26 protein-coding genes and 3 riboswitches are annotated in these 25,228 nt (G+C 40.3%); of the genes, 17 read left to right on the top strand and 9 right to left on the bottom strand.

Annotated features, from left to right (window positions below):
• Positions 1-25 precede the first annotated feature (25 nt).
• Positions 26-442 (top strand): organic hydroperoxide resistance protein OhrB, encoded by a 417-nt coding sequence (gene ohrB, locus C6Y01_RS03500; protein ID WP_034662985.1) that lies wholly within the window; start codon positions 26-28, stop codon positions 440-442.
• A 59-nt stretch (positions 443-501) separates the two neighbouring features.
• Here the strand turns inward: ohrB and guaD are convergent, their stop codons facing one another.
• From guaD to C6Y01_RS03485, 3 genes are all read right to left on the bottom strand, one after another.
• Entirely contained in the window at positions 502-972 is a 471-nt protein-coding gene (guaD, locus tag C6Y01_RS03495) for a guanine deaminase (protein WP_034662982.1), read from the bottom strand.
• 138 nt (positions 973-1,110) lie between these two features.
• Positions 1,111-3,399: a 5-methyltetrahydropteroyltriglutamate--homocysteine S-methyltransferase gene (gene metE, locus C6Y01_RS03490; RefSeq protein WP_106037819.1), complete on the bottom strand. Its 2,289-nt coding sequence runs from the start codon at positions 3,397-3,399 to the stop codon at positions 1,111-1,113.
• Between the two features lie 153 nt (positions 3,400-3,552).
• Positions 3,553-3,744, bottom strand: a riboswitch (cobalamin riboswitch).
• Between the two features lie 112 nt (positions 3,745-3,856).
• Positions 3,857-4,816 (bottom strand): S8 family peptidase, encoded by a 960-nt coding sequence (locus C6Y01_RS03485; protein ID WP_003210884.1) that lies wholly within the window; start codon positions 4,814-4,816, stop codon positions 3,857-3,859.
• 434 nt (positions 4,817-5,250) lie between these two features.
• Between C6Y01_RS03485 and C6Y01_RS03480 the strand changes: the two genes are divergently transcribed.
• The 4 genes from C6Y01_RS03480 to C6Y01_RS03465 all read left to right on the top strand — a co-directional run bounded on the left by C6Y01_RS03480 (position 5,251) and on the right by C6Y01_RS03465 (position 8,659).
• Positions 5,251-5,937, top strand: coding sequence for a response regulator transcription factor (locus C6Y01_RS03480; RefSeq protein WP_034662974.1), 687 nt, complete (start codon positions 5,251-5,253; stop codon positions 5,935-5,937).
• Positions 5,938-5,940: 3 nt separating this feature from the next.
• Positions 5,941-7,290, top strand: coding sequence for a HAMP domain-containing sensor histidine kinase (locus C6Y01_RS03475; RefSeq protein ID WP_034662971.1), 1,350 nt, complete (start codon positions 5,941-5,943; stop codon positions 7,288-7,290).
• A 67-nt stretch (positions 7,291-7,357) separates the two neighbouring features.
• Complete coding sequence (locus tag C6Y01_RS03470) at positions 7,358-8,047, top strand: PepSY domain-containing protein (RefSeq protein ID WP_034662968.1); 690 nt, start codon at positions 7,358-7,360, stop codon at positions 8,045-8,047.
• 93 nt (positions 8,048-8,140) lie between these two features.
• Positions 8,141-8,659 (top strand): PepSY domain-containing protein, encoded by a 519-nt coding sequence (locus C6Y01_RS03465; protein WP_034662966.1) that lies wholly within the window; start codon positions 8,141-8,143, stop codon positions 8,657-8,659.
• 166 nt (positions 8,660-8,825) lie between these two features.
• Here C6Y01_RS03465 and C6Y01_RS03460 read toward each other — a convergent pair whose 3' ends face one another.
• The gene (locus C6Y01_RS03460; RefSeq protein WP_223249858.1) at positions 8,826-10,118 is read right to left on the bottom strand and encodes an aminotransferase class V-fold PLP-dependent enzyme; all 1,293 of its coding nucleotides are present in this window, start codon (positions 10,116-10,118) and stop codon (positions 8,826-8,828) included.
• 261 nt (positions 10,119-10,379) lie between these two features.
• Between C6Y01_RS03460 and C6Y01_RS18875 the strand changes: the two genes are divergently transcribed.
• The 3 genes from C6Y01_RS18875 to C6Y01_RS03445 all read left to right on the top strand — a co-directional run bounded on the left by C6Y01_RS18875 (position 10,380) and on the right by C6Y01_RS03445 (position 12,883).
• Positions 10,380-10,520 carry a hypothetical protein gene (locus C6Y01_RS18875; protein WP_003212346.1) on the top strand — a complete coding sequence of 47 codons (141 nt, stop codon included), beginning with the start codon at positions 10,380-10,382 and terminating at the stop codon, positions 10,518-10,520.
• Between the two features lie 132 nt (positions 10,521-10,652).
• Positions 10,653-10,816, top strand: a riboswitch (M-box (ykoK) riboswitch).
• Positions 10,817-11,024: 208 nt separating this feature from the next.
• Positions 11,025-12,383 (top strand): magnesium transporter, encoded by a 1,359-nt coding sequence (gene mgtE, locus C6Y01_RS03450; protein WP_034662959.1) that lies wholly within the window; start codon positions 11,025-11,027, stop codon positions 12,381-12,383.
• A 101-nt stretch (positions 12,384-12,484) separates the two neighbouring features.
• Positions 12,485-12,883, top strand: coding sequence for a hypothetical protein (locus tag C6Y01_RS03445; protein WP_034662956.1), 399 nt, complete (start codon positions 12,485-12,487; stop codon positions 12,881-12,883).
• 110 nt (positions 12,884-12,993) lie between these two features.
• On the opposite strand, the gene C6Y01_RS03440 is transcribed toward C6Y01_RS03445, so the two are convergent.
• Entirely contained in the window at positions 12,994-13,857 is an 864-nt protein-coding gene (locus C6Y01_RS03440; protein ID WP_034662953.1) for a LysR family transcriptional regulator, read from the bottom strand.
• A 187-nt stretch (positions 13,858-14,044) separates the two neighbouring features.
• Here C6Y01_RS03440 and C6Y01_RS03435 point away from each other — a divergent pair, with 187 nt between their 5' ends.
• Positions 14,045-14,416, top strand: coding sequence for a cupin domain-containing protein (locus C6Y01_RS03435; protein WP_080869519.1), 372 nt, complete (start codon positions 14,045-14,047; stop codon positions 14,414-14,416).
• Positions 14,417-14,534: 118 nt separating this feature from the next.
• On the opposite strand, the gene C6Y01_RS03430 is transcribed toward C6Y01_RS03435, so the two are convergent.
• Complete coding sequence (locus C6Y01_RS03430) at positions 14,535-14,864, bottom strand: MerR family transcriptional regulator (RefSeq protein WP_012009715.1); 330 nt, start codon at positions 14,862-14,864, stop codon at positions 14,535-14,537.
• A 191-nt stretch (positions 14,865-15,055) separates the two neighbouring features.
• On the opposite strand from C6Y01_RS03430, the gene C6Y01_RS18870 reads away from it, so the two are divergent.
• The 3 genes from C6Y01_RS18870 (at position 15,056) to C6Y01_RS03420 (ending at position 16,238) form a co-directional block, all read left to right on the top strand.
• Positions 15,056-15,211, top strand: coding sequence for a hypothetical protein (locus C6Y01_RS18870; protein WP_162839372.1), 156 nt, complete (start codon positions 15,056-15,058; stop codon positions 15,209-15,211).
• 38 nt (positions 15,212-15,249) lie between these two features.
• Complete coding sequence (locus C6Y01_RS03425) at positions 15,250-15,414, top strand: hypothetical protein (protein WP_034662950.1); 165 nt, start codon at positions 15,250-15,252, stop codon at positions 15,412-15,414.
• A 359-nt stretch (positions 15,415-15,773) separates the two neighbouring features.
• Positions 15,774-16,238, top strand: a complete 465-nt coding sequence (locus C6Y01_RS03420) for a MarR family winged helix-turn-helix transcriptional regulator (RefSeq protein WP_088004396.1) — start codon at positions 15,774-15,776, stop codon at positions 16,236-16,238.
• A 230-nt stretch (positions 16,239-16,468) separates the two neighbouring features.
• Here the strand turns inward: C6Y01_RS03420 and C6Y01_RS03410 are convergent, their stop codons facing one another.
• On the bottom strand, positions 16,469-18,892 hold the full coding sequence (locus tag C6Y01_RS03410) for a bifunctional diguanylate cyclase/phosphodiesterase (protein ID WP_106037817.1): 2,424 nt from the start codon (positions 18,890-18,892) through the stop codon (positions 16,469-16,471).
• Positions 18,893-19,138: 246 nt separating this feature from the next.
• Between C6Y01_RS03410 and C6Y01_RS03405 the strand changes: the two genes are divergently transcribed.
• From C6Y01_RS03405 to C6Y01_RS03390, 4 genes are all read left to right on the top strand, one after another.
• On the top strand, positions 19,139-19,753 hold the full coding sequence (locus C6Y01_RS03405; protein WP_034662945.1) for a DedA family protein: 615 nt from the start codon (positions 19,139-19,141) through the stop codon (positions 19,751-19,753).
• 78 nt (positions 19,754-19,831) lie between these two features.
• Positions 19,832-20,003: riboswitch (yybP-ykoY riboswitch) on the top strand.
• A gap of 31 nt (positions 20,004-20,034) precedes the next feature.
• Complete coding sequence (locus tag C6Y01_RS03400; protein WP_106037816.1) at positions 20,035-20,826, top strand: TerC family protein; 792 nt, start codon at positions 20,035-20,037, stop codon at positions 20,824-20,826.
• A 215-nt stretch (positions 20,827-21,041) separates the two neighbouring features.
• On the top strand, positions 21,042-21,797 hold the full coding sequence (sigI, locus tag C6Y01_RS03395; RefSeq protein WP_034662939.1) for an RNA polymerase sigma factor SigI: 756 nt from the start codon (positions 21,042-21,044) through the stop codon (positions 21,795-21,797).
• Positions 21,794-22,975, top strand: coding sequence for an anti-sigma factor domain-containing protein (locus tag C6Y01_RS03390; protein WP_106037815.1), 1,182 nt, complete (start codon positions 21,794-21,796; stop codon positions 22,973-22,975). The genes sigI and C6Y01_RS03390 overlap by 4 nt, the downstream gene beginning before the upstream one ends.
• A 39-nt stretch (positions 22,976-23,014) precedes the next feature.
• Here C6Y01_RS03390 and C6Y01_RS03385 read toward each other — a convergent pair whose 3' ends face one another.
• Together C6Y01_RS03385 and C6Y01_RS03380 are read right to left on the bottom strand one after the other, a co-directional pair.
• Positions 23,015-23,209 (bottom strand): alpha/beta-type small acid-soluble spore protein, encoded by a 195-nt coding sequence (locus C6Y01_RS03385; protein WP_003211343.1) that lies wholly within the window; start codon positions 23,207-23,209, stop codon positions 23,015-23,017.
• A gap of 105 nt (positions 23,210-23,314) precedes the next feature.
• Positions 23,315-24,043, bottom strand: a complete 729-nt coding sequence (locus C6Y01_RS03380) for a DUF1836 domain-containing protein (protein WP_106037814.1) — start codon at positions 24,041-24,043, stop codon at positions 23,315-23,317.
• 280 nt (positions 24,044-24,323) lie between these two features.
• Here C6Y01_RS03380 and htpX point away from each other — a divergent pair, with 280 nt between their 5' ends.
• A complete protein-coding gene (htpX, locus tag C6Y01_RS03375; protein ID WP_034662931.1) occupies positions 24,324-25,223 on the top strand; it encodes a protease HtpX in 900 nt (299 codons plus the stop codon).
• Positions 25,224-25,228 lie beyond the last annotated feature (5 nt).

Raw genomic sequence — 25,228 nt, 5'->3', positions numbered from 1 at the left:
TAAATAGATAAAGGAGGAGATGAAGATGAAACCATTATTCACAGCAAAAGTAAAGGCGCAGCATGGAAGAGCAGGACATGTTCGTTCAGAAGATGGTGTACTCGATCATAACATTGTCATGCCTAATGCAAAGAAAGACGGAGAGACTGGTACGAATCCAGAGCAATTATTTGCAGCCGGCTATGCAGCTTGTTTCGGAGGGGCACTTGAACAAGTAGCGAAGAAGCAAGGGATAGACATTGAATCAGAAGTAGAGGGACATGTCAGTCTTTTAAAAGATGAAAGTGATGGCGGCTTTAAGCTTGGTGTCAAGCTGATTGTGTCTGCAAAAGGCCTTGACCATGACAAAGCGAGAGAGCTTGTCGAGGCTGCGCATGAATTCTGTCCATATTCAAAAGCAACAAGAGGGAACATCGAAGTAGAGCTTGAAGTGGCTGAATAAAAAAGGTTTTCTATCACGCTGAAAATCAGAAACACCTGCTTACCAGCTGGTGTCTTTTTTTAATATTCTTTCTTTTGTTCGTATGTTTCCCAAGCTTCAAACGGTGCAAGGGTTTTTTGAAGTGTCAGCTGGTAAAATGGAATATTTCTTGATTCGTAATCCTTGTTGATTTCTTCATAAATAAACGAGTCATCAAAACCAGAAGTCGCTGCATCCTGATGTCCAGCAGCAAAATACACCGCTTTTGGTCTAGCCCAGTAAATAGCGCCAAGGCACATCGGGCAAGGCTCACAGCTTGTATATAAAATACAATCTTCTAATTGGTATGTATGTAGCGTCTGGCACGCCTTTCGAATGGCTGTGACTTCTGCATGTGCGGTTGGATCATTTGTTGTTGTCACATTGTTGCTTCCCTCGGCAATAATCTGTCCATCCTTGACAATGACTGCTCCAAAAGGGCCGCCAGTACCACTATTGACTCCTTCTACTGCAAGATCAATTGCGCGTTGTAAAAAATCTTCGTGATTCATTGTCTTCCTCCCTTTGTTCGACTGACTTCTCTAGTATAAACGAATCATGCTAGAAAAGGAAACATCCTAGTAGATGGTCAAACAGGACAATCTGCGCATAAAAACCCCCGCCATGTTCGGCAGGGGAGAGGGAATCAATTATGCATGCTGCGCCAGCTTTTTACGAGCGACTTCAGCAGCCGTCACCATGTTTTTCAAAGCAGCAATGGTTTCAGGCTCTTGTCTCGTTTTTAGACCACAGTCAGGATTCACCCAGAAGCGATCTGTCGGACATACGTTCAGCGCATCATCAATGATTTGACTCATTTCTTCGACAGATGGAACGCGCGGGCTATGAATGTCATATACACCAAGTCCAAGTCCTTTCAAATACGGATGCTTTTCTAAGTAATCGAGGAATCCGCCATGACTGCGTGAATGTTCAATCGTAATTACGTCGGCATCAAGGTCTTCGATCGTATCGACAATATCCTCGAAGTTACTGTAGCACATATGTGTATGAATTTGCGTTTCATTTTGAACAGATGATGTTGATAGTCGGAACGACTCTGCTGCCCAGTTTAAATATTCTGCCCAATCACTTTCTTTGAGTGGAAGACCTTCTCTTAGCGCAGGTTCATCCACTTGAATAACTTGAATCCCTGCTTCTTCTAACGCTTCTACCTCTTTACGTAATGCGAAAGCGATTTGGAAGGCAATGTCTTTCCGGGAAATATCTGTTCTTGGGAAAGACCAGTTTAAAATGGTGACAGGTCCTGTCAGCATTCCTTTGACCTTTTTCTCCGTTAAGCTTTGTGCGTAAACCGTCTCTTTCACGGTCATTGGCGCTGTAAACTCGACATCTCCATAAATGATTGGCGGCTTCACGCAGCGTGATCCGTAGGATTGTACCCAAGCAAATTTCGTAAAGGCAAATCCGGCTAGCTTCTCACCGAAGTATTCAACCATGTCTGTACGTTCGAATTCTCCATGTACGAGAACGTCCAGACCGATTTCCTCCTGAATATCAATCCATCTTTTTGTTTCTTTCATAATAAATTCATCATATTCTGCATCTGTCCATTCATTTTTACGCCATTTTTGACGAGCACTGCGCACTTCAGCAGACTGCGGGAAGCTGCCAATAGTTGTTGTTGGCAAGAGCGGCAGTTCAAGAGATTCGTTTTGGATACGAAGGCGCTCTTCAAAGGCAGCTGGACGCTTAAAGTCTTTCGATGAAAGATTGTTGCGTTCTGCTGTGAAATCCGCATTGGTTCCTTTTGCAAATTCTTTTAAAGTAAGAAGTGCTTGCTTGGCTTCATTGATGGCGGCTTCAATCGCTGCGGCTCCTTTTGTTAAGCCTTCTTTTAATGTTGTTAATTCATCCAGCTTTTCAGTGGCATAAGACAGTCCGTTTAATAGTTTTTCTTCAAGCTGTTCGCTTGGGTGTTTTGCAACTGGTACATGCAGCAAACTGCTTGATGGCTGCAGCCATACTTCCTTCGGCTGAGCGTCAGCAATGACCTCAGAAATGAATGACAATCTTTCTCCAAGATCTGATCTCCAAATATTTCTTCCATCAATGACGCCTGCTGCTAAAATTTTATCTTTCGGGAAGCCATGCTTTTTCACTTGATCAAGATTGCGTCCTTGATCATGGACAAAATCAAGACCGATGGCTTCAACAGGATATGTGACAAGCTCTTCATAGGCATCTACTGAATCAAAGTATGTTTGAAGAAGAATGTTTAAGGCAGGTACGGCTTCTTTAATCGTTTGATAGATTTCTTTTACGGCTTTCACGTCTTCATATGAAGCGGTGACAAGTGCTGGTTCATCAATTTGAACCCATTTGACGCCAGCTTCTTCAAGTTCTTTTAAAACCTGAGTATAAAGCGGCACGAGACGCTGCTGAATCTCTTTTACTTCATTTGGTTCATAGCCTTTAGAAAGTGAGACAAATGTATAAAGACCAAGTACAACAGGTTTTGTTTCAACACCAAACGCCGTTTTCACCTTTTCGTAAGCTTCAAGCGGTTTGTTATGTGTGAGTTTGAATTCGGTGCTTTTTTCGTATTCTGGAACGATGTAGTGATAGTTTGTATTAAACCATTTTGTCATTTCACTTGAGACAGCATCTTTTGTTCCTCTTGCCATCGCAAAGTATGTATCTAGTGGGTCTTTCAAGCTGCGGAAGCGCTCTGGAATCCAATTGAACATGACAGCAGTATCGAGCACGTGATCGTAGAAGGTAAAATCTCCAGAAGGAACAACATCAATTTGTTGATCAATTTGCTTTTTAATGGCTGTTAAAAATTGTTCATCCAGTGTGCTTAAGAGGGTTTCGCGGTCTGTTTGACCCTTCCAATAAGACTCAAGTGCTTTTTTCCATTCTCTGTTTAAACCAATTCGCGGAAAACCTAGATTACTTGTTTTAACAATTGTCAATTCCAATTCCTCCTCTAAATATAAAAAGACATTTACACTCATGGCGAAGATTGATGAGGGCAAATGTCTGGTTTAAAAAGACAAAATGTGTGTGCGAAATAAGGCGTGAGCATAACTGACGCTTTTTCCGACATCTCCTATCAACCGTAGGGGGTTTGATGTGATAGAGCGGCTGGTATCCTGGCTGGTGAATCTGCAAGCTTTTCATCCTTCCCATCCTTATGACAGTGGATTCATGAGAAAAGCTCTCCTCACTCACAGTGGCGGGACCGCGCCGGATTTTCACCGGTCTTCCCAATTAAAATTCGACGTATGATCGAATTACCGACTCTCAAACTATGAATTTATTGTGTTCGATTATATAACGTCCACTTCATTTCGTCAAAGTAAATTTTGAATAATTTTAATTAAAAAAATCCTGAGAAAATTCAATCTATTCTCAGGACCTCTATTCAAGCTATAGAGATAAAAGATCTGCTTCCAATGTTTTTTCTAAAAGGACATCAGGCGCAGTTAAATATAAAAATCCATTTCCTACGAGGGCTTTCGACTGCTTCAGTGGAAGGGTTCTTCTGACAAGCTGAGCATAGACCTCAGGCTCTGTCAGCTTGCGCTGGAACGCTTCTTCCTCGGCATTTTTAATAATGGCTAGTGCACCGCTTACGTGAGGGGCTGCCATTGAGGTGCCTGTGAGTCTGCCGTATTTATGGTTTGGGAGAGTGGATAAAATATCTTCTCCTGGAGCGACGAGGTCGATTTCTTTATTGGCATTAGAAAATTCTGAGGATTCTCTTGCAAGGGAAACAGAGCCGACGGCAATGACTTCATTGTATGCTGCTGGGTAGGAGAACTCTTCCGTACGCTCGTCCCCGTCCCCTTCATTTCCTGCTGCGCACACAACAAGTACACCGCTTTTCACCGCGTTTTGAATGGCTTCCTGCAAGGCGGGCTCATTGCTTGGACCACCGAGAGACATGGAGATAATATCCACCTTCTGCTCAGCGGCATAGTTGATGCCATTAATGATCCATTCGTATTTCCCGCTGCCATTTTCACCGCCAAGAACTTTCACGATCAGCAGCTTAGCTTCAGGGGCAACCCCTAAAATTCCACCATTTTGATCTGTTGCAGCAATCGTTCCTGCTACATGGGTGCCATGCCCGTTGTAGTCTTTCACATTTTCAGCATCTCCGTTGTCATCATCGGTAAAGTTCTTGCCTCCGATAATCTGATCTTTTAAGTCGGGATGCTCCGTGTCGCAACCTGTATCAAGGACAGCAATGGTTATGCCTTTTCCTTTGAAGCCACTTGACCAAAGTTCGGGTGCTTTAATCTCCTGAATACTTTCCGGCGTCTCTTTCGCTTCCATCACATTGGCTTTTACTTCATACGGAATTAAGCGAATTTCACCTTTCATAAGAAAGCCCTCCTTATTTTGTTTTCAAAGTAGATTCAGGCTGCGTAATGTTATTGTATAAAAGAAACTTTTGATCGGAAAGGGTCAATTGTAATAATTTTTCAAATAATCAATCTATTATCAAAAGCGCAGTTCTCCTCACTTCTTGACGAAAGAACTCAGCTTTTGAGGAAAACTCTTGATATCATATGAAAAAGGAGGATATGCTGCATAGTGAGCTTGCACCTGTCCAGATGAAAATGGGTGAAAAGGACTAAAAGAGGCAAACTAAAAAACAAGGAAATCAAGCATTAAATGCGATATAAAAAGTTTTTGTTCAAAAATAAATGTTTCTTTCATAAAAAATAGACGTGAAGATTGTGACTGTTCCAAATGCGAAAGGCAACATATAATAATGGAAAGACAAGCTTGCCTTTCAGATAGGAGAGATAGAGATGAACAAAGGGAAGATACTCGTAGTCGAAGATGAAAAGAAAATTGCAAGGGTGCTGTCACTAGAGCTTGAATATGAAGGATATGAGGTGACAGTCAAAGAGACAGGAATGGATGGACTCCAGGCTCTTGAAGAGGAAAGCTTCGATTTGGTGCTGCTTGACGTCATGCTTCCAGAATTAAGCGGTCTTGAAGTGCTGAGAAGGGTTCGAAAGACAAATACAGCGACACCTATTATTTTGATAACAGCAAGAGGGAGTGTGCCTGATAAAGTAAGCGGCCTCGATCTTGGGGCGAATGATTATATTACAAAGCCCTTTGACATAGAAGAATTATTAGCGCGAATTCGTGCGCAGCTAAGGTTGAATATAAAGGCGCAAGAAGAAAAGGAAACAGAGCTTAGCATAGCAGATTTGACCGTCAACGAGAAAACAAGAGACATACAAAGGGCCGGGCAAATGCTTGAGCTCACACCGAGAGAATATGACCTGCTTGTCCACTTGCTGAAGCATCAGCAGCAAGTGCTCACAAGAGATCAGCTTTTAACAGCCGTTTGGGGCTTTGATTACTTCGGTGACACAAACGTAGTGGATGTCTATATTCGTTATTTAAGGAAAAAAGTCGATTACCCATTCGAAAAACAGCTGATTCACACAGTGAGAGGTGTGGGTTATGTGATGAAAGGATAAAGAATGAGATTAAAAAATAAAATCCAGCTTTATACATCGTTGTCCTTGTTTTTAATGGTGCTTCTGTTTCATACAGCCATTTATTTTATTTTTTCGATAACCTTGACGCAAAAAGATATGTCCCGGCTGTCTGAGGTCGCTGAAAATATTGCCATTGCTTTAAAAAAATCAGAAGAAGAGGGTCTTCCATCCTCGGAGCTGCTGAAAGCGTACTTGCCCCAAAATGGCATGATCCGTGTCGTGACAGAAACGGGTGAATCAAAGCTGACTGTCACAAAGGAGTCAACGTTTAGTTCACTGCCTTTTACATATGAATCTGGGCAGACAGCAGAAATCAAAGAATACAACAAGCATATGACTGCGTTCGCTGCAATTCCGGTCATTTGGACAAATGGAGAGATTGTGTCGCTTCAAGTATATGAAGAAATCGAAAATACGGAAGAAAATTTGGCGTTATTAAGAATGATTTTAATCGCTGCTGGCGTTTTAATTATAGTGCTTTCCTATTTTGCTGGCCACATTTTAACAAAACAAATCGTACGCCCTATTAGTAGAATGACGAGCACCATGAAGGCAAGTATGAAGGAGAAGGCGTTTAAGCGAATCAAACTAGCAGGCGATTCAAAGGATGAATTGTATCAAATGGGACAAACCTTTAATGAAATGTCAGAAATCCTCGAGAAGCATTATGAGAAAGAGCAGCAATTCTTGCATGATGCCTCTCATGAATTGAAGACACCGATTACCGTCATTATGAGCTACAGCAATTTACTAAAACGCTGGGGACAGACACGTCCAGAAGTGATAGAAGAATCCTCTCAAGCGATTCATGATGAAGCGAAAAAAATGAAAAGGCTGACAGATCAATTATTAACACTTGCGAAAAATGGTCAGCCGCTTTACTTGGACATGAAGCCAGTTGATCTTGGTCATTTATGCAAGCAGGTATGTCATACACTTGAAGTCGCAACCAATCGAACCATTCAATCTCTTGTGCAAACAGATCAGCCGCTCGTCGCTGAGGGGGATGAAGAGAAAATCAAACAGCTTTTGACCATCTTGATTGATAATGCAGTTAAATATAGTACAGAGCCAGTTGATGTGACATGCGGATGGGCGGGAGAGAAACCGTTTATTTCAGTCGTTGACCATGGGATTGGCATAAAAGAAAAGGATTTGCCGAAAATCTTTGACCGCTTTTTTCGTGTGGATGAAGCAAGAAACAGTGAGACGGGCGGAACCGGACTTGGTCTTTCAATTGCGAAGCAAATTGCGGAAGAGCACGGGGCCGACCTGAAGGTGGACAGTCATATCGGCGAAGGGACAACCATGACCATTCTTTTTCAGAAATAAAATAGGTCTTTTCTCATCAATTTCTCATTTCCTCCTTATAAAATAGGAAATAGGAAGGAGGCGCTGCATGTCTAGAAAAACGAAAATGGTGCTTGCGCTCGCAGGATGTCTCGTCGTTCTTGCTGCCTTTGCAATGCTCATGATTCAAACCATTGATCAAAAAATATTAAGTGAAGCAGAAATCAAAAAAATCATCGCAAAAGACTACAATGGAAACATTACAAATATTGATTTAATCAATCATAAACAGGACTATACATTGACGCTGGAAAATGCAAATGGCATCTATCAAATCATTGCATCTTCTGCAAGCGGTCAAATGAAAGAAATCAGACAGATCAAAAGCTATCAAAAGCCAAATGAAAAAAATGCTGAGCTCCAGGCAGAGGAAGCGGCTGTTAAAAAAGTAAGCGGTACTGTCATCCAAAAGAAAGAAAAGTCAGATCGTTTTATCTTTACGATCCAATCAAAAAAAGAATTATATCAAGTCGATGTCGACAAGCAAACGTTTAAGGTGCTTGTAGCAGAAAAGAAAAGCCCAACCTCTAAAGAAAAGAAAATGACAAAAATCACGGTCGAAGAAGCCATCCGAATTGCGGTAAAAGAAGTCGGAGGGACAGTGGATGATGCAGATCTTGAAACATTTAGCGGTATGCTTGTCTTTGAGGTGGAGCTGGATTTGCCTGACGGGCGAGAGGCAGAGGTGCTTGTGAACGCATATACAGGAGACATTGAAGGTATTACGTACGAAAACTAATCCTTTTCTCATGATTTTCTCATGTTTCTTTCCTTCCTTTATCATCTTCTTTCTTTAAGATAAAGGAGAAATCAAATAGAGGAGGACATGAACATGATGAAAAAAGTACTAGTAGCTACAGCATTAACAGGAACTCTTGTCGCAGGTGGTTTCACACTTCAAGCGCAAAATACAAATCAAACAGCACACGCCGAGCAGGTGGTGCAAAAGAAATCATCGTTTGTCTCAAAGAAACAAGCTGAAAAAGCAGCCCTAAAAGTGGTGAAAGGGTATGTGGACGATGTCGATCTTGAGCGTAAAAAAGGAAAATGGGTGTATGAGGTCGAGATTAAAAAAGGCGGCTTTGAATATAAAGTATATGTCGATGCCAAAACAGGAAAAGCGCTGAATGATCCAGTCAAAGAAAAGAAACAGAATGTGAAAATCACTAAAAAGCAGGCTGAAAAAATTGCCCTTGCAAAAGTAAAAGGAACAGTCACAGATTCTGATTTAGATAAAGAAAATGGTGTGTACTTGTATGAAGTCGAAATCACCACACCAAACGGCGAGGAAGTTGATTTTGAGATTTCCGCTAAAACAGGCAAAATCCTGAAGCAAGAATGGGATGATTAAGCCGCCAGCAATCCTAAGATAAATTTGTATGCGGTCTGAACCATTTATCCATCATGGATAGCTGGTTCAGACCGCTATTTTTGCTTAAATGATTGTATACAAGTACAAATGAATATCATCTTTTAAACTGAATAGGGTACTTCCATGTATCTGTACACCAAGCATGTTAATGCTTTTTATGTTGATTGCTTATCATTTCAGTTGTTCTTAAAAATGTCTCAATATCTTGAATATTATGACAATGGAGAGGTGATATTCTAATAGCCCCTTTAATTCCAAAGGAATCCAGCATCCTTTTAGAATAAATGCTTGTATTCAACCTTTCATATACGATCACACCGTGCTGTTCATATTCTCTTACTGCATCTTCATGGTTTGTTCCTTCTAACGATATGGCCACGATGAAATCTCTTTTTGATAAATCACGGTAATCAAGATGCACGGTCACTCCTTCGATCTCTCTTAGCCCTTTTACGTTGGGTGTCCCGTCTAGCATTATTTTTAATAAAGCCCTTTCTTGTTTTCCGATAGCTTCCATACCTGCTGCGAATAACTGTCGTCTGGCATTCACTGTTGTAAAATGACTTCCAAGCCAGCACACATAATCAACAATTGCGCTAATAGCCGCATAATGCGCAGGTGCTGGAGTTCCTAGACCCCATTCAGTTTCTTTCTTTCCTTTTAACTTATGATGAGGGAGAAGAGCAGCTCTTTCCGATAAATAAGCAACCCCGCAGCCTCTAACACCAAAAAATTTATATGGGGCAAAATTTATCACATCAACAGGGTTTTTTTCAATATCAATTAAACCATGAGGTGCATGTTGAACGGCATCAACCATGATAAATAAGTTTGGCTTCTTTTTTCTTGCCTCTTGTACAATTTGTTCAATGTCTAAAATAGCACCAGAGATATTCGAAGCATAGATGACGCTTAGTAGAACAGTATCTTGATCGATTAATGCCAAGATGTCTTCTACGTTCACTCCACCTGTTAAAGGATTAGACTTGGCCACTCTCAGCTCCTTGTTTAATTTATTTGCATAAAAACTAGCTGCGTCATAAGCTGCTGGATGTTCTAAGGATGTTGTGACAATATTTGTTCCTTTAATATGTTCTGCAATGATACCCGTAGTCTCAAAGATAGCTTGTGACGCTGTCAGATATGTAGCGAAGCTTCCTTGTTTCACGTTAAAAATGGTTTGAAGATCAACAATCCCCTTTTTCTGGATATCAATCAAGTGTTTTGCTGTTTTATGATTTCTTTCAGAACAATCTGGGATGCCATCAATGATTGAAAATATATGATTTGCCTGTTTTAAACGAAGAGAACCACCTGCATTATCAAAAAAAAGTCGTTCCTTTTTTAGGATAGGGTCCTCATCAATATATAAAAATTGTTCTCTTACTTCTTTTAATAAATCATTTGAAATGTGCATGTTCAGGTTAGTTTGGTTCATCATCTTATCCCCCAATATTCAATTCTTATACTTAGTATTATACATTGTGTTATCAATCAATGGTTGTACCCTAATCAGAGAGATCCTTTTTTTCTGTAAACAACATTTCATTTTTAGCTAAAGCGACAGTTGTCAGCGCATTGTCAATGTGACATTCGCCGCACCTTTATGAGTTCAGCTGTTTTATACTAATCACTCCTTACACTTTCATGTGTAAGGTTTTTTCATTGGGACAAACTACGGGAAAGGAGGCGAGAGAATATGAAGAAAAAAGAAGAAGAGCAGACAATGGACCATGCGGAATATGTTCCGCATCCTGATGGAGAAGGATATGCTTTGTTTTTGCATGATTCCTTTCATCTCCTCTCCCAAGAGGATATGAATCAGCCAGAAGAGGAATAAAAGACATGAAAGGGCGATGGTTTACTTTGTCTATCGCTCTTTTTTTCAAAAGTAAGCGAATACATGAGGAAACTTGGCATCTTGCTTATTGACATCACTGCGCTTTTTCTGTAATCTCAGTGTGTCAACAATATGAGACTTCGTTAGGTGAGGCTCCTGTATGGAGATACGCTGCTGCCCAAAAATGTCCAAAGACGCCAATGGGTCAACAGAAATCATCGACATAAGGTGATTTTTAATGCAGCTGGATTTTTCCTATGCCATACAGTGCTAAAGCTCTACGATTGAAGGAGCAAGTGTTTATTTTGTTATGCTTACAAAGCGCCTTCATTCGGTTGAAGGTGCTTTTTTATGGGAAAAGGAGGTGTGGGGATGGATCATCCCGATTCGAGACACATAGAGAATATGTCAAAAGATCAGATTGAGACATCAGATAGAGGAGATCCTGACCCCCGCACATTCTAAGGGATTCGGGTATCTCCTGACTTTGGGGAGGTAACAGCGATGATACAAAATATTACGTATGATGAACTCATTTTACGCATCATTATTTTACTAAGAGATGGAAAACGCAAAGAATTTAAAAACATCATGGAAGAACTTCAGCCATATGATATGGCCTACTTATTTAAAGAGCTTCCAGAAAAACACCGAGGCCGCTTCCTTAGCTTTTTACCAGTCGATGACGTGACAGAAATGATGGGTGAGCTGGAGCGGGAATACCAAGAAATCGTTCTTGAAAAAGTAGGGAAAGACAAAGCTACGTTCGTCACAAACAAAATGGATAACGATGATCTAGCCAACTTATTTGATGAGATGGAGGATGAGCTAAAGGATCAGCTTTTATCTAACATGGAAGCAGAGGAATCAAAGGCCGTCCAGCTTCTTATGAATTACCCTGCTGAGACAGCGGGACGGATCATGACCAACCGGTACGTTTGGATTCCTCAGCATTATACGGTGCAGGATGCCGTTGTGAAGCTGAAAAGCTTTGCTGAAATTGCAGAATCAATCAACTATTTATATGTGATTAATGATCAAAAACAGCTTGTAGGCGTTCTCTCATACCGTGACCTTATTTTAGGTGAACCGGATGAAAAGGTGCAGGATCTCATGTTTACAAGAGTCATTGCTGTTGGAGCCTTTCAAGATCAGGAGGAAATCGCAAAGCTGATTGAACGGTATGATTTTCTTGCCATTCCTGTTGTGGAAGAGAACAATGTCCTAGTCGGAATCGTTACAGTCGATGATATCATTGATGTTGTCATTCAAGAGGCAGGCGAAGACTATGAGAAGTTTGCTGCCTCTGGTAAAGATATTACGTTCGACACGCCGGCATTTGTGGCGGCATACCGCCGTCTTCCATGGCTCATTTTGCTCTTGTTCATTGGGCTGATTTCAGGCAGTATTTTAAATTATTTTGAAGATACCCTTCAGCAAGTCGTTGCTTTAGCGTTCTTCATGCCGATGATTGCCGGGATGACAGGGAATACAGGCACACAGTCTCTTGCCGTCGTGATTAGAGGGCTTTCAAAAGAAGAATTAACGAAAAAAACCATTATGCGTCTTATTTTTAGAGAGCTGAGAACAAGTATTTACATTGGGATCGTCTGTTCCATTATTATTACAGTCGTCGCAATGGTGTGGCAGGGCAATATGATTTTAGGTTTTGTTGTCGGCTCCTCACTGCTTGCAACACTGATTATTGGGACAATGGCAGGTACGGTCGTGCCGATTATTTTACACAGATTAAACGTGGACCCAGCCATTGCATCTGGCCCGCTGATCACAACATTGAATGATATTCTATCCTTACTGATCTATTTTGGAATTGCAACAGCATTCCTTCATACACTGATGTAGCAAGAAGACTGTAAAACGTTACGTTTTACAGTCTTTTTTGAATAAAGATTGCATATAGCGCTTCCATCCTTTACATTTTAAGGAGAAGGTGGGAGAGAAAAATGAAGAAGTTTTTATTCATTTTAATGTGCATTGTTTTGCTAGGTGCATGTTCAAGGGAAGACGAGGGGAAAGACAGAAGACTTGTGGCAGCAGAGCATATGATTGAAGCGATTACCGAAGGAAATAAACGAAAAATAGAAAACATCTATGTTGAAGGCGCTGTCCCAAGCCCAAATGACATTCTAAAGCTGAAAAAGGAATGGGGCATAGAGACGCTTTCTTATGAAGATTTTCAATTAGAAGAAGCCAGCATTCATGTCTTTCATGCGAATTACGAAGATGAAAAAACAGGGAAGAAAAAGGCACTTGCCCTGCGGGTAATAGAAGATCCTGAAAAAGGCGGTGTACGGATTGACTTTGTAGGGGTCGTTGAAGGAACTGATGCTTCCTCTCAATGAAAAATTTTATTAAAAGACAAGGTATAAGCTAAAATGATTTTATTTAAAAGGATAGAAGAGCTGAAAGAACTTCGCTCTATCTATCCTCTTTTTTACCACAAATGACCTGATCACATATGAGTTATGCCCATTAACTCCATAAATCGTGAGAGGGCACTGGTCATGTACGAATCGCGGCGCCTTATAAACACAGTGGGCACGATTCTATGTGGTTCCGGTAATGGATGACAGGTAAATCTGCCTTGCATCCGAGCTTCAACCATAGATTTTGGTAATACGGTGACTCCTAGCCCGTTTTCAACGCATTTAAGCACGCCCTCTAAAGTGCCATATTCCATTACCTTCATCGGAGCAAAGCCATTGCTCTCTAACCATCGCTGCCAACGCCCCAAATAGATGCAATGCGCGAATGACGAAAGCAATGGTTCATGTAAAATTGATTCTACCTGGAATTCCTCCCGGGAGTAGCTTGTAATCAGAACAAGTGATTCTTCCAATACAGGGTACTCAATAATGTCCGGATGAAGAATTGGCCCATCAACCAATGCACCGTCTACCTTGTAGTTAAGAATAGCACTAACCTGATCTACAGTAGGTGCCATATACATGCTCAATTCTACTTGTGGAAATGTCTTATGATATTCTGTAAAAATGATTGGCAATCTTGTAGAAGCGGTTGACTCTATAGATCCGATGTGTAAAGTTCCCCGCGGAGTAGAGGAAAGCTTTACTGCCTCTATCGCTTCTTCAAAATCGTAGAGTAATTTGTTTACATATGGCAACAGTTCACGTCCTGCAGGCGTTAAGGATATCTTCTTGTGATATCGATAGAGAAGAGGAACACCTAATTCTTGTTCAAGACGTTGGATTCGTGCAGTGACATTCGACTGCACATAATTTAATTTCTCAGCAGCTTTTGTAATGCTTTGTTCAATAGCTACTGCTTTAAATATTTCCAAAGATTTAATATCCAAAATAACGCTCCTTTTGCATCGCAAATTGTGATGAACTATACACTATTTTTTGATTTTACGTGATCCAATAGAATAAGTAAACTTAATGATATAAGAGATTTATCATGAGGAGGAGAATTGAGAGATAGGAAATTTTAGCTAGGAAAAGATAAAACAGGCGTTTCCAATTAAATGAGGAGGGAATTTATTGATTTCAAAGATTAATATCCAAGAGAAATTTTTGCAAATAAATGATTATTGGAATCCTAGAATAAGTGGAGAGTTGAACGACTCATACATTAAAATGGTAAAAATTAAGGGTGAATTCATTTGGCATCACCATGATGACGAGGATGAAATGTTCTTTGTATGTAAAGGGAATCTAGTCATCCGTTTTAGGGATAGAGAAATAGCTCTTAATGAAGGGGAGTTTCTTGTGATTCCTAAAGGAATTGAACATCAGCCAATTGCTGAAGAAGAAGTTCATTTGCTATTAATTGAACCAAAAACGACTCTAAACACGGGGAATGTGGTCAATGAACGAACTGTTTCGATTCCTGAACGAATGGATGAACACTAGATCGTGCACTTAACAGGTGCTTTAGTTGAAAAAGAGGCAGCAATCGCTGTCTCTTTTTACTACGTTATCATACATTCACTTGTCTTTAATTTTAAAGAGTAAGCGAATCTTTATTTGTTTATCGATTTTTGTACCGGAAGTGTGCGTTAATCTGGCCTTCCAGCATTTTTTTCTTATATTGTCCGCTTTTTAATGCCTGTTCTTTTTTCTTCATGTCTTTCAAAATCTCGGCTGTTTGCACACCGTCTTCTCGTTTGTTGGCGATGTCCATTAAACGTTCTACATCAGAAAAAGAATATTTACGCGTGCCTCTTGTTGAGCGCTGGGGGTAGATGAGTCTGCGTTCCTCATAATATCGGATTTGCCTGACGGATAGCCCTGTTAATTCACTGACAATCCCGATTGAAATGACTTTTTTATCTTTATAAGATACATCTTCCTGCGTCATATACTCACCCCTGCAAGTCTTTTCTTCATATTATACAGAACGAGAAGGAAAAAAACCTATCATTTGTCAGAAAATATAACACAAAAACGAAAAAATGAAAAAACAATGGAAGGAAAGATAACAACAAATGTGAAATGAGTGTTGCGCGTGCATATAATGATGATGAGTTGAACTAGGAGGAGGAGCAAATGATGGAGCAAACACAGATCATCTGTATGGCAAAAGAAATCATCGCATTAGATATGAAGAGGGATGAATTACTGGAGCGATTCATGCAGGCGGCAGGTCAGAATGCACATGCTCTTCTAAGAGCCGTACAAAATGATTTGTATAAAAGCTCTTCATAAGCACCTGGTCCAGATCACTTGATAGGAGGGGATAATCGGTGCGGCGTATCTTAACAGAAGCTTTAGCAAAGGAAAGACATTATTATACGAAGCAGCTCTGTTCATTAGGAGTTTACAGCCCTGATGCGGCCAAGAACATGACAATTAGTGACTTAAAAAAAGAGTATCACTTCTTTTTCAACAAAACAGAGCGTAATTTGTGAAAATCCCTTGAAATGTGCGTATGTCACATAAAGGGTTCTTTTTTTGCGTGCTTAATATTATAGCAATATTGAATTTTGTAGAAATTTGACGAATACAATGTAAGGAAACGCAGTTCCTTTACAGATTATGTTAAACTATGTCGCATCTTGATGGTTTGCTAAAAAAGCTTTTTTTCGAGATGATTGTGAAAAATAAGAAGGATTTTAAAAGTTTATATCGAAATCTTATATATAACACGAATGGAGTCACTTATGTGGTTGAAAGGGTTTTCAAAAACGTACTTCTATTTTTTACGAAAGGCTCCAACTGCACCGCAAGAAAGCCTTGAAGTTAAAAAAATATTATAAGAGGTAGATATGTGATGAGACTATCGTTTAATGAAGAAGAAGTAGAACGTTCAATGACACTTTACAAGGTATTTGCAAGAGCATTTAAAAGCGTTTCAGAACACAGTATTAGAGACAGCAAAGAGCATGGATTTAATCCAACTGAATTTGCCGTTCTTGAATTGCTGTACACAAGAGGTGCTCAAAAACTTCAGCAAATCGGCTCAAGACTCCTGCTTGTCAGCGGGAATGTGACGTACGTAATTGACAAATTAGAACGAAATGGTTTCATTGAAAGAGAGCAGGACCCAAAGGATAAACGGTCGGTTTATGCCCATTTAACAGATAAAGGGCGCAGTTATCTTGATAAGATTTACCCGATTCATTCTCTCCGGATTGCGCGAGCGTTCTCTGGCCTCTCGCGTGAAGAACAAGAACAATTGATTAGTCTATTGAAAAAAGCAGGCATTCACAGTCAACATTTATTATTTAGATAGAACGAAAAGGTGCCATGATTGGCACCTCTCAGATTGTTGACAAAGGGCTAAAATGATCTTTATTTTAGCCCTTTGTCTTCTTTTCAGCGTGACCTGAAAACCTTTGAAGTCTAGGAAGGACGAGCACCGAAGCAGAGCGAATTTGACATTCGTGAGCATCGGAGCGCAGAACTGACAACGAATGCGAGGGTTTGTCTACACGCTGAAAGGTGCCATGATTGGCACCTTTTTTATGTGTCCAGCTGATGCGCCGGATAGGCAATGAATTTTTCGATATCGGTTGCTGGAAGGGGCTTTGCATAATAAAAACCTTGCAGGTCGTCACATCCTTGCGCAGATAAAAGCTGCGCCTGCGCAAAGGTTTCAACACCTTCTGCTATGACTTCGAGAGATAATTGATGTCCCATCGCGATAATGGCACCTGTAATCTGTTCAGACTTCGAATCATTTAAAATATCTTCAATGAAGGATTTGTCGATTTTCAGTCGATGAATGGGCAAATCCTTTAAATAGCTTAAGGAGCTATGACCTGTACCAAAGTCATCAATACTAATGCGAACGCCCAGATGTTTCAGCGACGTCAGCACCTGTTTTGATTGCTTGATATTGTCCATTGTCATACTTTCTGTCACTTCAAGCTCGAGCAGTGACGATGTCAGGTTGTATTTTTTCAGTGTCAGCTTAATCAAATCAATTAAGTCTTCAGAATTGAATTGTTTCGCAGATAAATTGACAGCCACAGGAATTTTCAGCCCGTTGTCATACCACGTTTTAGCCTGCCTGCATGCGGTATCAATGACCCATCTGCCAATATCAATGATCAGCCCTGATTCCTCTGCCAGCTCAATAAAAGCCTCAGGTGATTTTAAGGAACCATCTGGTGCCTTCATTCTTAGAAGAGCTTCTACGCCAGTCATCTTTCTTGTTTTCGCACTGACTTGCGGCTGGTAATGAAGCACAAACTGTTCTCTCTGAATGGCATCCCGCAACTCAAGCTCTCGATTTAACCTGTCTTCACTTGATCTTTCCATTGATTCGGTAAAGAACTCATACCGGCTTTGCTTATGTTTTTTGGATAAATACATCGCCATATCGGCTTTCCTCATCAATTCCATCCCATCTTTGCCATTTTGAGGTGAGATGGCGATCCCAATGCTGATAGATGTAATGAGCTGATGATTCTGGATGAAAAAAGGACGTTCAAATTGACGAATGATATTTTGAGAAAGCTGCTCAATTTTGTGTGTGTCATGTCCCATGTGAGGGAAGATCATTAAAAATTCATCCCCGCCTAGTCTTGCAATAAAGCCATTGTCCGGTAAACATTGTGTCAGTCTGTTTGCAGCTGCTTTAAGTAGTAAGTCTCCTATGTTATGACCAAGTGCATCATTAATAATTTTAAAACGATTCAAGTCAAGAAACAGAACAGCCGTCGATGTTCCTGTCTCTTCTTGAGCGGAGAGAACATCATTTAAATGGTTGATGGCGTGGCGCCGATTAGGAAGCTCAGTTAACGCATCATAATGTGCCATGACATGAATTTCTTTTTCTGCAATCCGCTGCTGCGTTAAATCTTTTAAGACAAGATAAATACTGTCAAGAGTATTGTTGACATGAACAGGTATGTAAGTGACATGATAATAATAAAAACGATCTGCTGCTTTCAGTTCTGCTTCACGTGTGATGGCTTTTTTTGACCGGGAAATAAATTCTTCCCACATCTCAGTCGACATCACGTATTGACTGACATCATCACCAATCCAAGAATTGCACATTTTTAAGATTTGTTTACCTGAGTCGTTCGCAGAAAGCACCTTTCGATCGACAGATAACACGATAATGCCATCGATATTATGTTTAATGAGCGATTGAAACCGCTGTTCATTTTCCTTTAACTGATCTGACTGCTTCATGATTCGGTGATCTATATAGGCACCAAAGATCATCAGTGTTTGGACAATCAGTGTCATCAAGCCGATGAAAATCGACAGACTGAATGGCGACATTTCAAGAGAGCCGCCTGCAGCGGACTGTCCATCTGAATGAACAAACATAGTAGAAGCAGCCATACCAGTATAATGCATGCCAGAAATAGCCCCACCCATCACGAGTGCACCAGCTATTTTTAACAGATGATCCTCCTTTTTTTTCTCGGATCGATGGAGCCGAAAAAAGAGATGCAGTGAAAAGAAAGATGCCAGCGCAGCAATGAAAAACGAAAGAAAAAAGAGGACTGGATCATAGCTGATTGAGACATTGGCCATTGATTCCATTCCAAGATAATGCATGCTGCAAATAGCTGAGCCCATGGTGATTGAACTAATGAGCAGCCGTCTTATGGAAAGCTGCTCTTGAATGCATATCGAGAATGCGATCAAAGAACCGACAAAAGACGCCAAAATCGATAAAATCAGTAAGGGAGTTTCATGTGTGATGCCGGTTTGCATGTGAAATGCCATCATGCCAATAAAATGCATCGACCATATGCCCATCCCCATGATCATTGCACCAATGACCAGCCATACCTTTTTCTTTGCACCGCTTGACTGTATCACTCGGCTGGCTAACTGAAGAGCTGAGTAGGAGGCCACAGCGGCGACAGCGACTGACAGAAAGACAAGCCATCCGTTGTAGCTTCCTGTTAATTGGGTCATGTGAGAAAACCTCCAGTATCTTAAAACAGACATATACTTAATATATCGGATCGCATGGCTTCTGTGTTCACTTTTCCTTCACTTAAATACCACAATCAACGTTTTTTTCACGTGTCTTTTATAGTAAAATCAAATTTAATGTAAAAAAACGACGAAAAGTGAATCGTTTCTTCGGTTTTATTCGTTTAATATATGGTGTGATTCTAAAAGAGATAGAATCATTCAAACGATTATGTGTGAAAGGGATTGATAAACATCGAAGATTTTATTATTTCTTTAGCTGATGCTTTTAAGAACTTGTCGTACTTTGGCATCTTCCTCGCATTATGCATTGAATTTGTTCCTGCTGAAGTGGTTCTGCCTCTTGCGGGTTACTGGGTCTCAGAAGGGGACATGGCCTTCATCGGTGTTGTGGCTGCCGGCTCCATTGGCGGCGTGGCTGGCCCTTTGACCTTGTACTGGTTAGGACGTTATGGCGGCAGACCCTTTTTAAATAAATATGGGAAGTACTTTTTTGTCAAACCTGAGTCGCTTGATAAATCGGATGCTTTCTTTGAAAAGCATGGTGGTTTCGTCGCCTTTAGCGGCCGGTTTATTCCAGGGGTCAGAACGCTTATTTCCATCCCGTGCGGTATTGCCAAGATGAATGTGTGGGTCTTTTGCTTGTATACGTTTTTGGCGATTACGCCCATTACATTTGTGTATGTGTATCTTGGGTTTGTGCTCGGGGAGAACTGGAAAGAGGTTGGCGCTATGTTAGATCCATATCTTTTACCGATTGGGATCGGGGTTGTGTTGTTGTTCGTTGTTTATATATGGCTGAAACGTAGAAAAAGAAAAACAGAAACACCCACTGCCTAATCACTGAATCGAAGTGAAAGTCACCTGTTGACAATCCAGTGTCTATTGATTATGATATAAGTAATCTAAATATTCTTAAATCCCACCAAAGGGGAGTAGCGTCCGGTTTTTACCGGAAACAAAGTCGTCATTACATGGACTTAAGTTCCATCGGCTTTGTTGGCATGATTCTACATATCACATGTCTAGCAAGACCTTTGCCATTACAGGCAAAGGTCTTTTTTGTATTCATAAGCCTTTGTCTGTTGTGGGACAATAGATAAAAACAAGGAGGAATGATGATGGATGCAGCAACTATTTTAGAGTACGGGTGGGTTCTTCTCGTACTGATTGGATTAGAAGGGATTTTAGCAGCTGATAACGCGCTGGTCATGGCTGTGATGGTTAAACACCTTCCTGAAAAGCAAAGAAAAAAGGCATTGTTTTACGGACTTGCGGGTGCGTTTGTCATGCGATTTGGTTCCCTGTTTCTTATTTCGTTTTTAGTGGATGTGTGGCAAGTTCAAGCCATTGGCGCAATTTATCTTCTTTATATTTCCATTCACCATATTTTAAAATCGCACGTATTTAAGAAAAAGGAATCAGACACAAACATGAAGCAAAGCGGCTTCTGGGCAACAGTCGTAAAAGTCGAGCTTGCCGACATCGCTTTTGCTGTAGATTCCATCTTAGCGGCCGTCGCATTAGCCGTGACATTGCCGAAAACGAGTCTTCCGCAAATCGGCGGACTCGATGGCGGTCAATTTATTGTCATTCTTTTAGGTGGTATCATCGGTCTTATCATCATGCGATTTGCAGCTACTGTCTTTGTGAAACTGCTCAAAACAAGACCGAGCCTAGAAACAGCAGCCTTTGTCATTGTCGGATGGGTTGGTGTGAAGCTCACGCTTTATACATTGTCACATCCAGCCATTGGTATCGTGTCCTCTCATTTTATTCATTCAGCATTATGGAAAGTGATTTTCTGGACAGTGCTTCTCGCAATTGCAGCATTTGGCTGGTTTTTATCAAGCCCATCAAGAAAAGGCGGGCAAGAAAACAAGGAAAAACAAGAGGGACGCCTAGAAGAGTAGGTTTTTTGAAAGAAATATCATTTCATTTTCATAACACGTATATTACAAATAAGGGGGAGATACCCCCTTATTTCTTTGCTTTTAGACGAAACATTGTAAAGTAGAAGATGATATACATGTCATAATTGAGTAACAGGAAATGAATTCCTCATTTCTTCCTTTGCGCTTCCCTCATAAATTAGCTATCATAAATGAGTAATATAGGGAGAACTGAGGTGAAACCATTGCTTAGCCTTTTGTTTAAAAAAGGAAAGAAAAAGCAAACATTAGAGCAGTCGGCTATCAGTATTCAACAAGGTGATATCGAGCTGCAAAATGCATTAATAGAGCAATACAAACCATTTGTCGCTAAGACGGTTTCATCCGTTTGTAAACGATATATAGATGAAAAAGATGATGAATTCAGCATAGGCTTAATTGCCTTTAATGAAGCGATAGAAAAATACTCCGCCGAAAAAGGAAATTCACTCCTTGCTTTCGCGGAATTAATTATTAAAAGAAAAGTGATCGACTATATTCGAAAAGAAGCGAGAAATGCGCCAACGGTTCAAATGGACCTGCAAGAAAGTGAAAATGGCGAGTACTCTCAAAGCATGATTGAAGCAGAGCTGTCTACAAATGAATATAGACGTTTAATTGAACAAGAACATAGAAGAGAAGAAATAGAACATTTTAAAGAACGATTAAAAGTATACGGTCTCACGTTTCAAGAGCTGCTTGAACATTCACCAAAGCATGCAGATGCCAGGCAAAATGCTATTAAAGTAGCCCACACACTCGTTGAACACGATGAGCTCAGAACCATTTTATTTCAAAAAAAACAATTACCAGTCAAACAGCTTGAAAAGCTAGTGGAAGTCAGCCGCAAAACGATTGAGAGAAATAGAAAATACATCATTGCGATGGCGATCATTATGACGGGTGATTATGTGTATTTGAAAGATTACCTTAAAGGGGTGCTTAATTCATGAGAAGAGGCATTATAGTAGAGAAAAACAAAAAATATGTCACGCTGCTGACCCCTGATGGACAATTTCTGCGGACAAAATATGAACAGCAAGACTATGAAATCGGTCAAGAAGTGACATTTCCGAATGAATCACGTCTCGAAAGAAAAAGAGCCGGTTTTTTTGACCTGCTTCGTTTACGTCCGTTAAATGCAGGAATCCTATCAATCGCAGCGATTATTGTCGTGATTTTTACTATGATGCCATCTTTCTCAAGTCAAAAAGCATATGCATATATGACAATTGACATTAACCCAAGCTTTGAACTGAAGCTTGATCACGATTATCAAGTGATCGGTGTCACACCACTGAATAAAGATGCGAAACAAGTACTGGCCAGTATGAATGATTTGGAAAAAAACGACATGACCAAAGTCGTGCAGGAAATCATAGATGACTGTGACAAAAAAGGTTACGTGAACCACTCTAAGAGCATTTATATTTCAACGGTTTATGAAAACAAGCAGGACCATACATATAAAACCAACGTCAAAAGTAAAATTAACACCATCTCTGGTGAATATCAAAAGCGCGATTACAAGCTAGAAACTGTAGAAAGTGACCTGGAAACAAGAGAAAAAGCTCAAAAGGCAGGCATTTCAACAGGCACATATATCAGAAATCAAGAAATGCAAGACAAAGAACAAGAAGACATTCAAAAGGATGAAGACGCAGCAGAGAGTGATGCTGTCAAAGAAGAAGAGCCTAACAAAGATGATGAAGATCAAACAGACAAAGACAAACAAGAAGACGTCAAGACAGACGATAGCGAAGAGATGAAGCCAGATCAAGAGGCTCCTGAAGCTGAAGACAAAGAGCAGAAGGATCAAGAGAGGGAAGAGCAAGGATCTATTCAAAAGCCTCACCAAACAAAACCTGATGAGGAAAGCAAAGACAATCAAATAAAGGAAGAAAAGGATCGTTCTATCGATAAAGAACAAAAAAAAAATCACTCAACGGAACCTGATGACAAAAGAAATCCAAACGGCACATCACGTGGTGGCGCTGAAAAGCACACAAAAAAAAACGACAGGGATCAGAAACGGCCGTCCGCTGAACGAAAAAGAGAACATATGAAGCAAGGAAAAGGTGTACCGTCCCCTTATCGTGAGAACCGGGATGAGCACACATATGAACAATAAAAAAACGCCAGAATAGCTCCGGCGTATTTCACCATGTTTTTATTTAGATTGATTGCCCATTTGTGATTGAGCCTGTTGAACGAGTCTTTTTGTAATTTCACCGCCAACAGAACCGTTTGCACGTGCGACTGTATCTGAACCGAGAGTCACGCCAAATTCTTGAGCGATCTCGTATTTAAATTGATCTAATGCTTGTTCTACTCCAGGAACAAGAAGTTGATTTCGGTTTGCCATGTCCATATTCCTCCTTTCACCTCATGTTTGTTGCGCCTTCTTATTTTGAAGAAAACAGCGTACAATTATGCTGGCAATTGCTGCACAAAAAACCGAGGTGATGATTCACCTCGGTTCTTCTGTATCCTGATGCTGCAGTGTATGAAACATCATTTCTTGTGCCGTACTTTGCAAGTGTGAAGTAAAGACAGAAAAAACGGTTGAACTGATAATGCCTTTGATCAAATGCCATTGGTGCTGTGTCAATTCAGAAAATTCTTCACGGAGCTTATCTGTCTGTTCCTCTGTGATTTCCCGTAAGTTTGTTTCTTTTAACGGAAAAAGAGTATGATGATAAATAAAATCAAGGACATGCGCATATGCTTCATAAAAGCGCAGTGGACTAATAATATCATCAGTTCGATCCGTAATTGTGTTAAATAAGGCAGATAAGATGGTACGGATGGCATCAAAGTCAAAAACTGATTTTAAATCTCTAACAATTAATAAAATAACGACCTGATCAATTGAGTACTTCTTTCCAAGCTCAGGGTGGCCAATCATATCTTTAATATCACGTTTGATCCAGTTTTGAATCGCTGTCGATTTAAGAGAAGTCAGTTCGCATAGGTTTCCTAATTCTACAATTTCATTTGTGGAGAGTCCATGCTCTGATTTGTGTTTCCGCCGTTCAAGCCTCTCAAAAAAAGAAGGGATTTTTAGCTCGTCATGTTCGTGATGTTTGTCTTTTTTTACAGATAAATTTAATAGCTGAAGCGGAGTCAGATCTCCCTCTCCTTTTAGAGAATAGAGAAGACTTATCATGTCAATTCTCGTTAATTTAAAAGCACCCATTATTCCACCTCGTTTGTACGTCAAAAACGTCATAATTGATCTAATTCAACATCATAATCTCTTTTTGATGAAAATGCAAAATAAACTAAAATCCAGAAAGCGGCGTCACAATTTGTTCACTTTTCAGCTGTAGCAAATGTCGTAAATATTGAAGTGACGGGGCTTAAGCCGTTATGATAAACATAGGAAATGAGTCCTTTTTCCTTGCAATTTGAGACGTTTATTTTTATAATTTTATTAATAAGTTCAAATGAACTTAATATGACAGCGGAGGTTATGTATGGGTAAAAGAATATTTCTGTTTATATTAACGAACATTCTTGTTATCACTACGATTGGTATTGTACTATCGGTTATTAGTGCAGCAACTGGTGTTGGTTCTTATATAGGAGCAGATGGTGGAATTAATTTTGTGGCATTGCTAGTATTCAGTGCAGTTGTTGGTTTTGTTGGCTCGTTCATGTCACTTGCAATGTCTCGCTGGATGGCAAAAATGATGATGGGTGTGCGTGTGTTAAACCCTGAAAAGGATTCATTAACATATGATGAGCAGCAGCTTGTTGACCGCGTGCACAGATTATCAAGAGCAGCAGGCCTTTCTAAAATGCCTGAGGTTGGTATTTATCAATCATCTGAAGTAAATGCTTTTGCGACAGGTCCTTCTAAGAGAAGATCACTTGTTGCGGTTTCCACTGGATTGCTTCATGAAATGGATGATGCAGCAGTTGAAGGTGTAATCGCTCACGAAGTTGCTCACGTTGCGAACGGTGATATGGTGACAATGACGCTGCTTCAAGGGATCGTCAACACGTTCGTTGTCTTCCTTTCAAGAATTGCGGCATGGATCGCAAGCCGCTTTGTTCCGCGTGAAGAGCTTGTGCCGATTGTTCATTTTATCGCAGTGATTGTTTTCCAAATCATTTTCTCTATCTTAGGAAGCCTTGTCGTGTTTGCATATTCTAGACACCGTGAATTCCATGCAGACCGCGGCGGAGCTGACCTTGCCGGTAAAGATAAAATGATTCATGCGCTTCGCTCACTTGAGGCGTATACGTCAAGAATCAAAGATGATGATCAAACAGCAGTTGCTACGCTTAAAATCAGTGGTAAACGAAAAGCTTCTCTTTTCTCAACACACCCTGATTTAAACGAAAGAATCAGAAGACTAGAAGCAAAATAAGAGAG

Source organism: Bacillus sp. NMCC46, from assembly GCF_002998465.1.
Classification (GTDB): domain Bacteria; phylum Bacillota; class Bacilli; order Bacillales; family Bacillaceae; genus Bacillus.
This window is presented reverse-complemented; position numbering and strand designations above follow the sequence as displayed.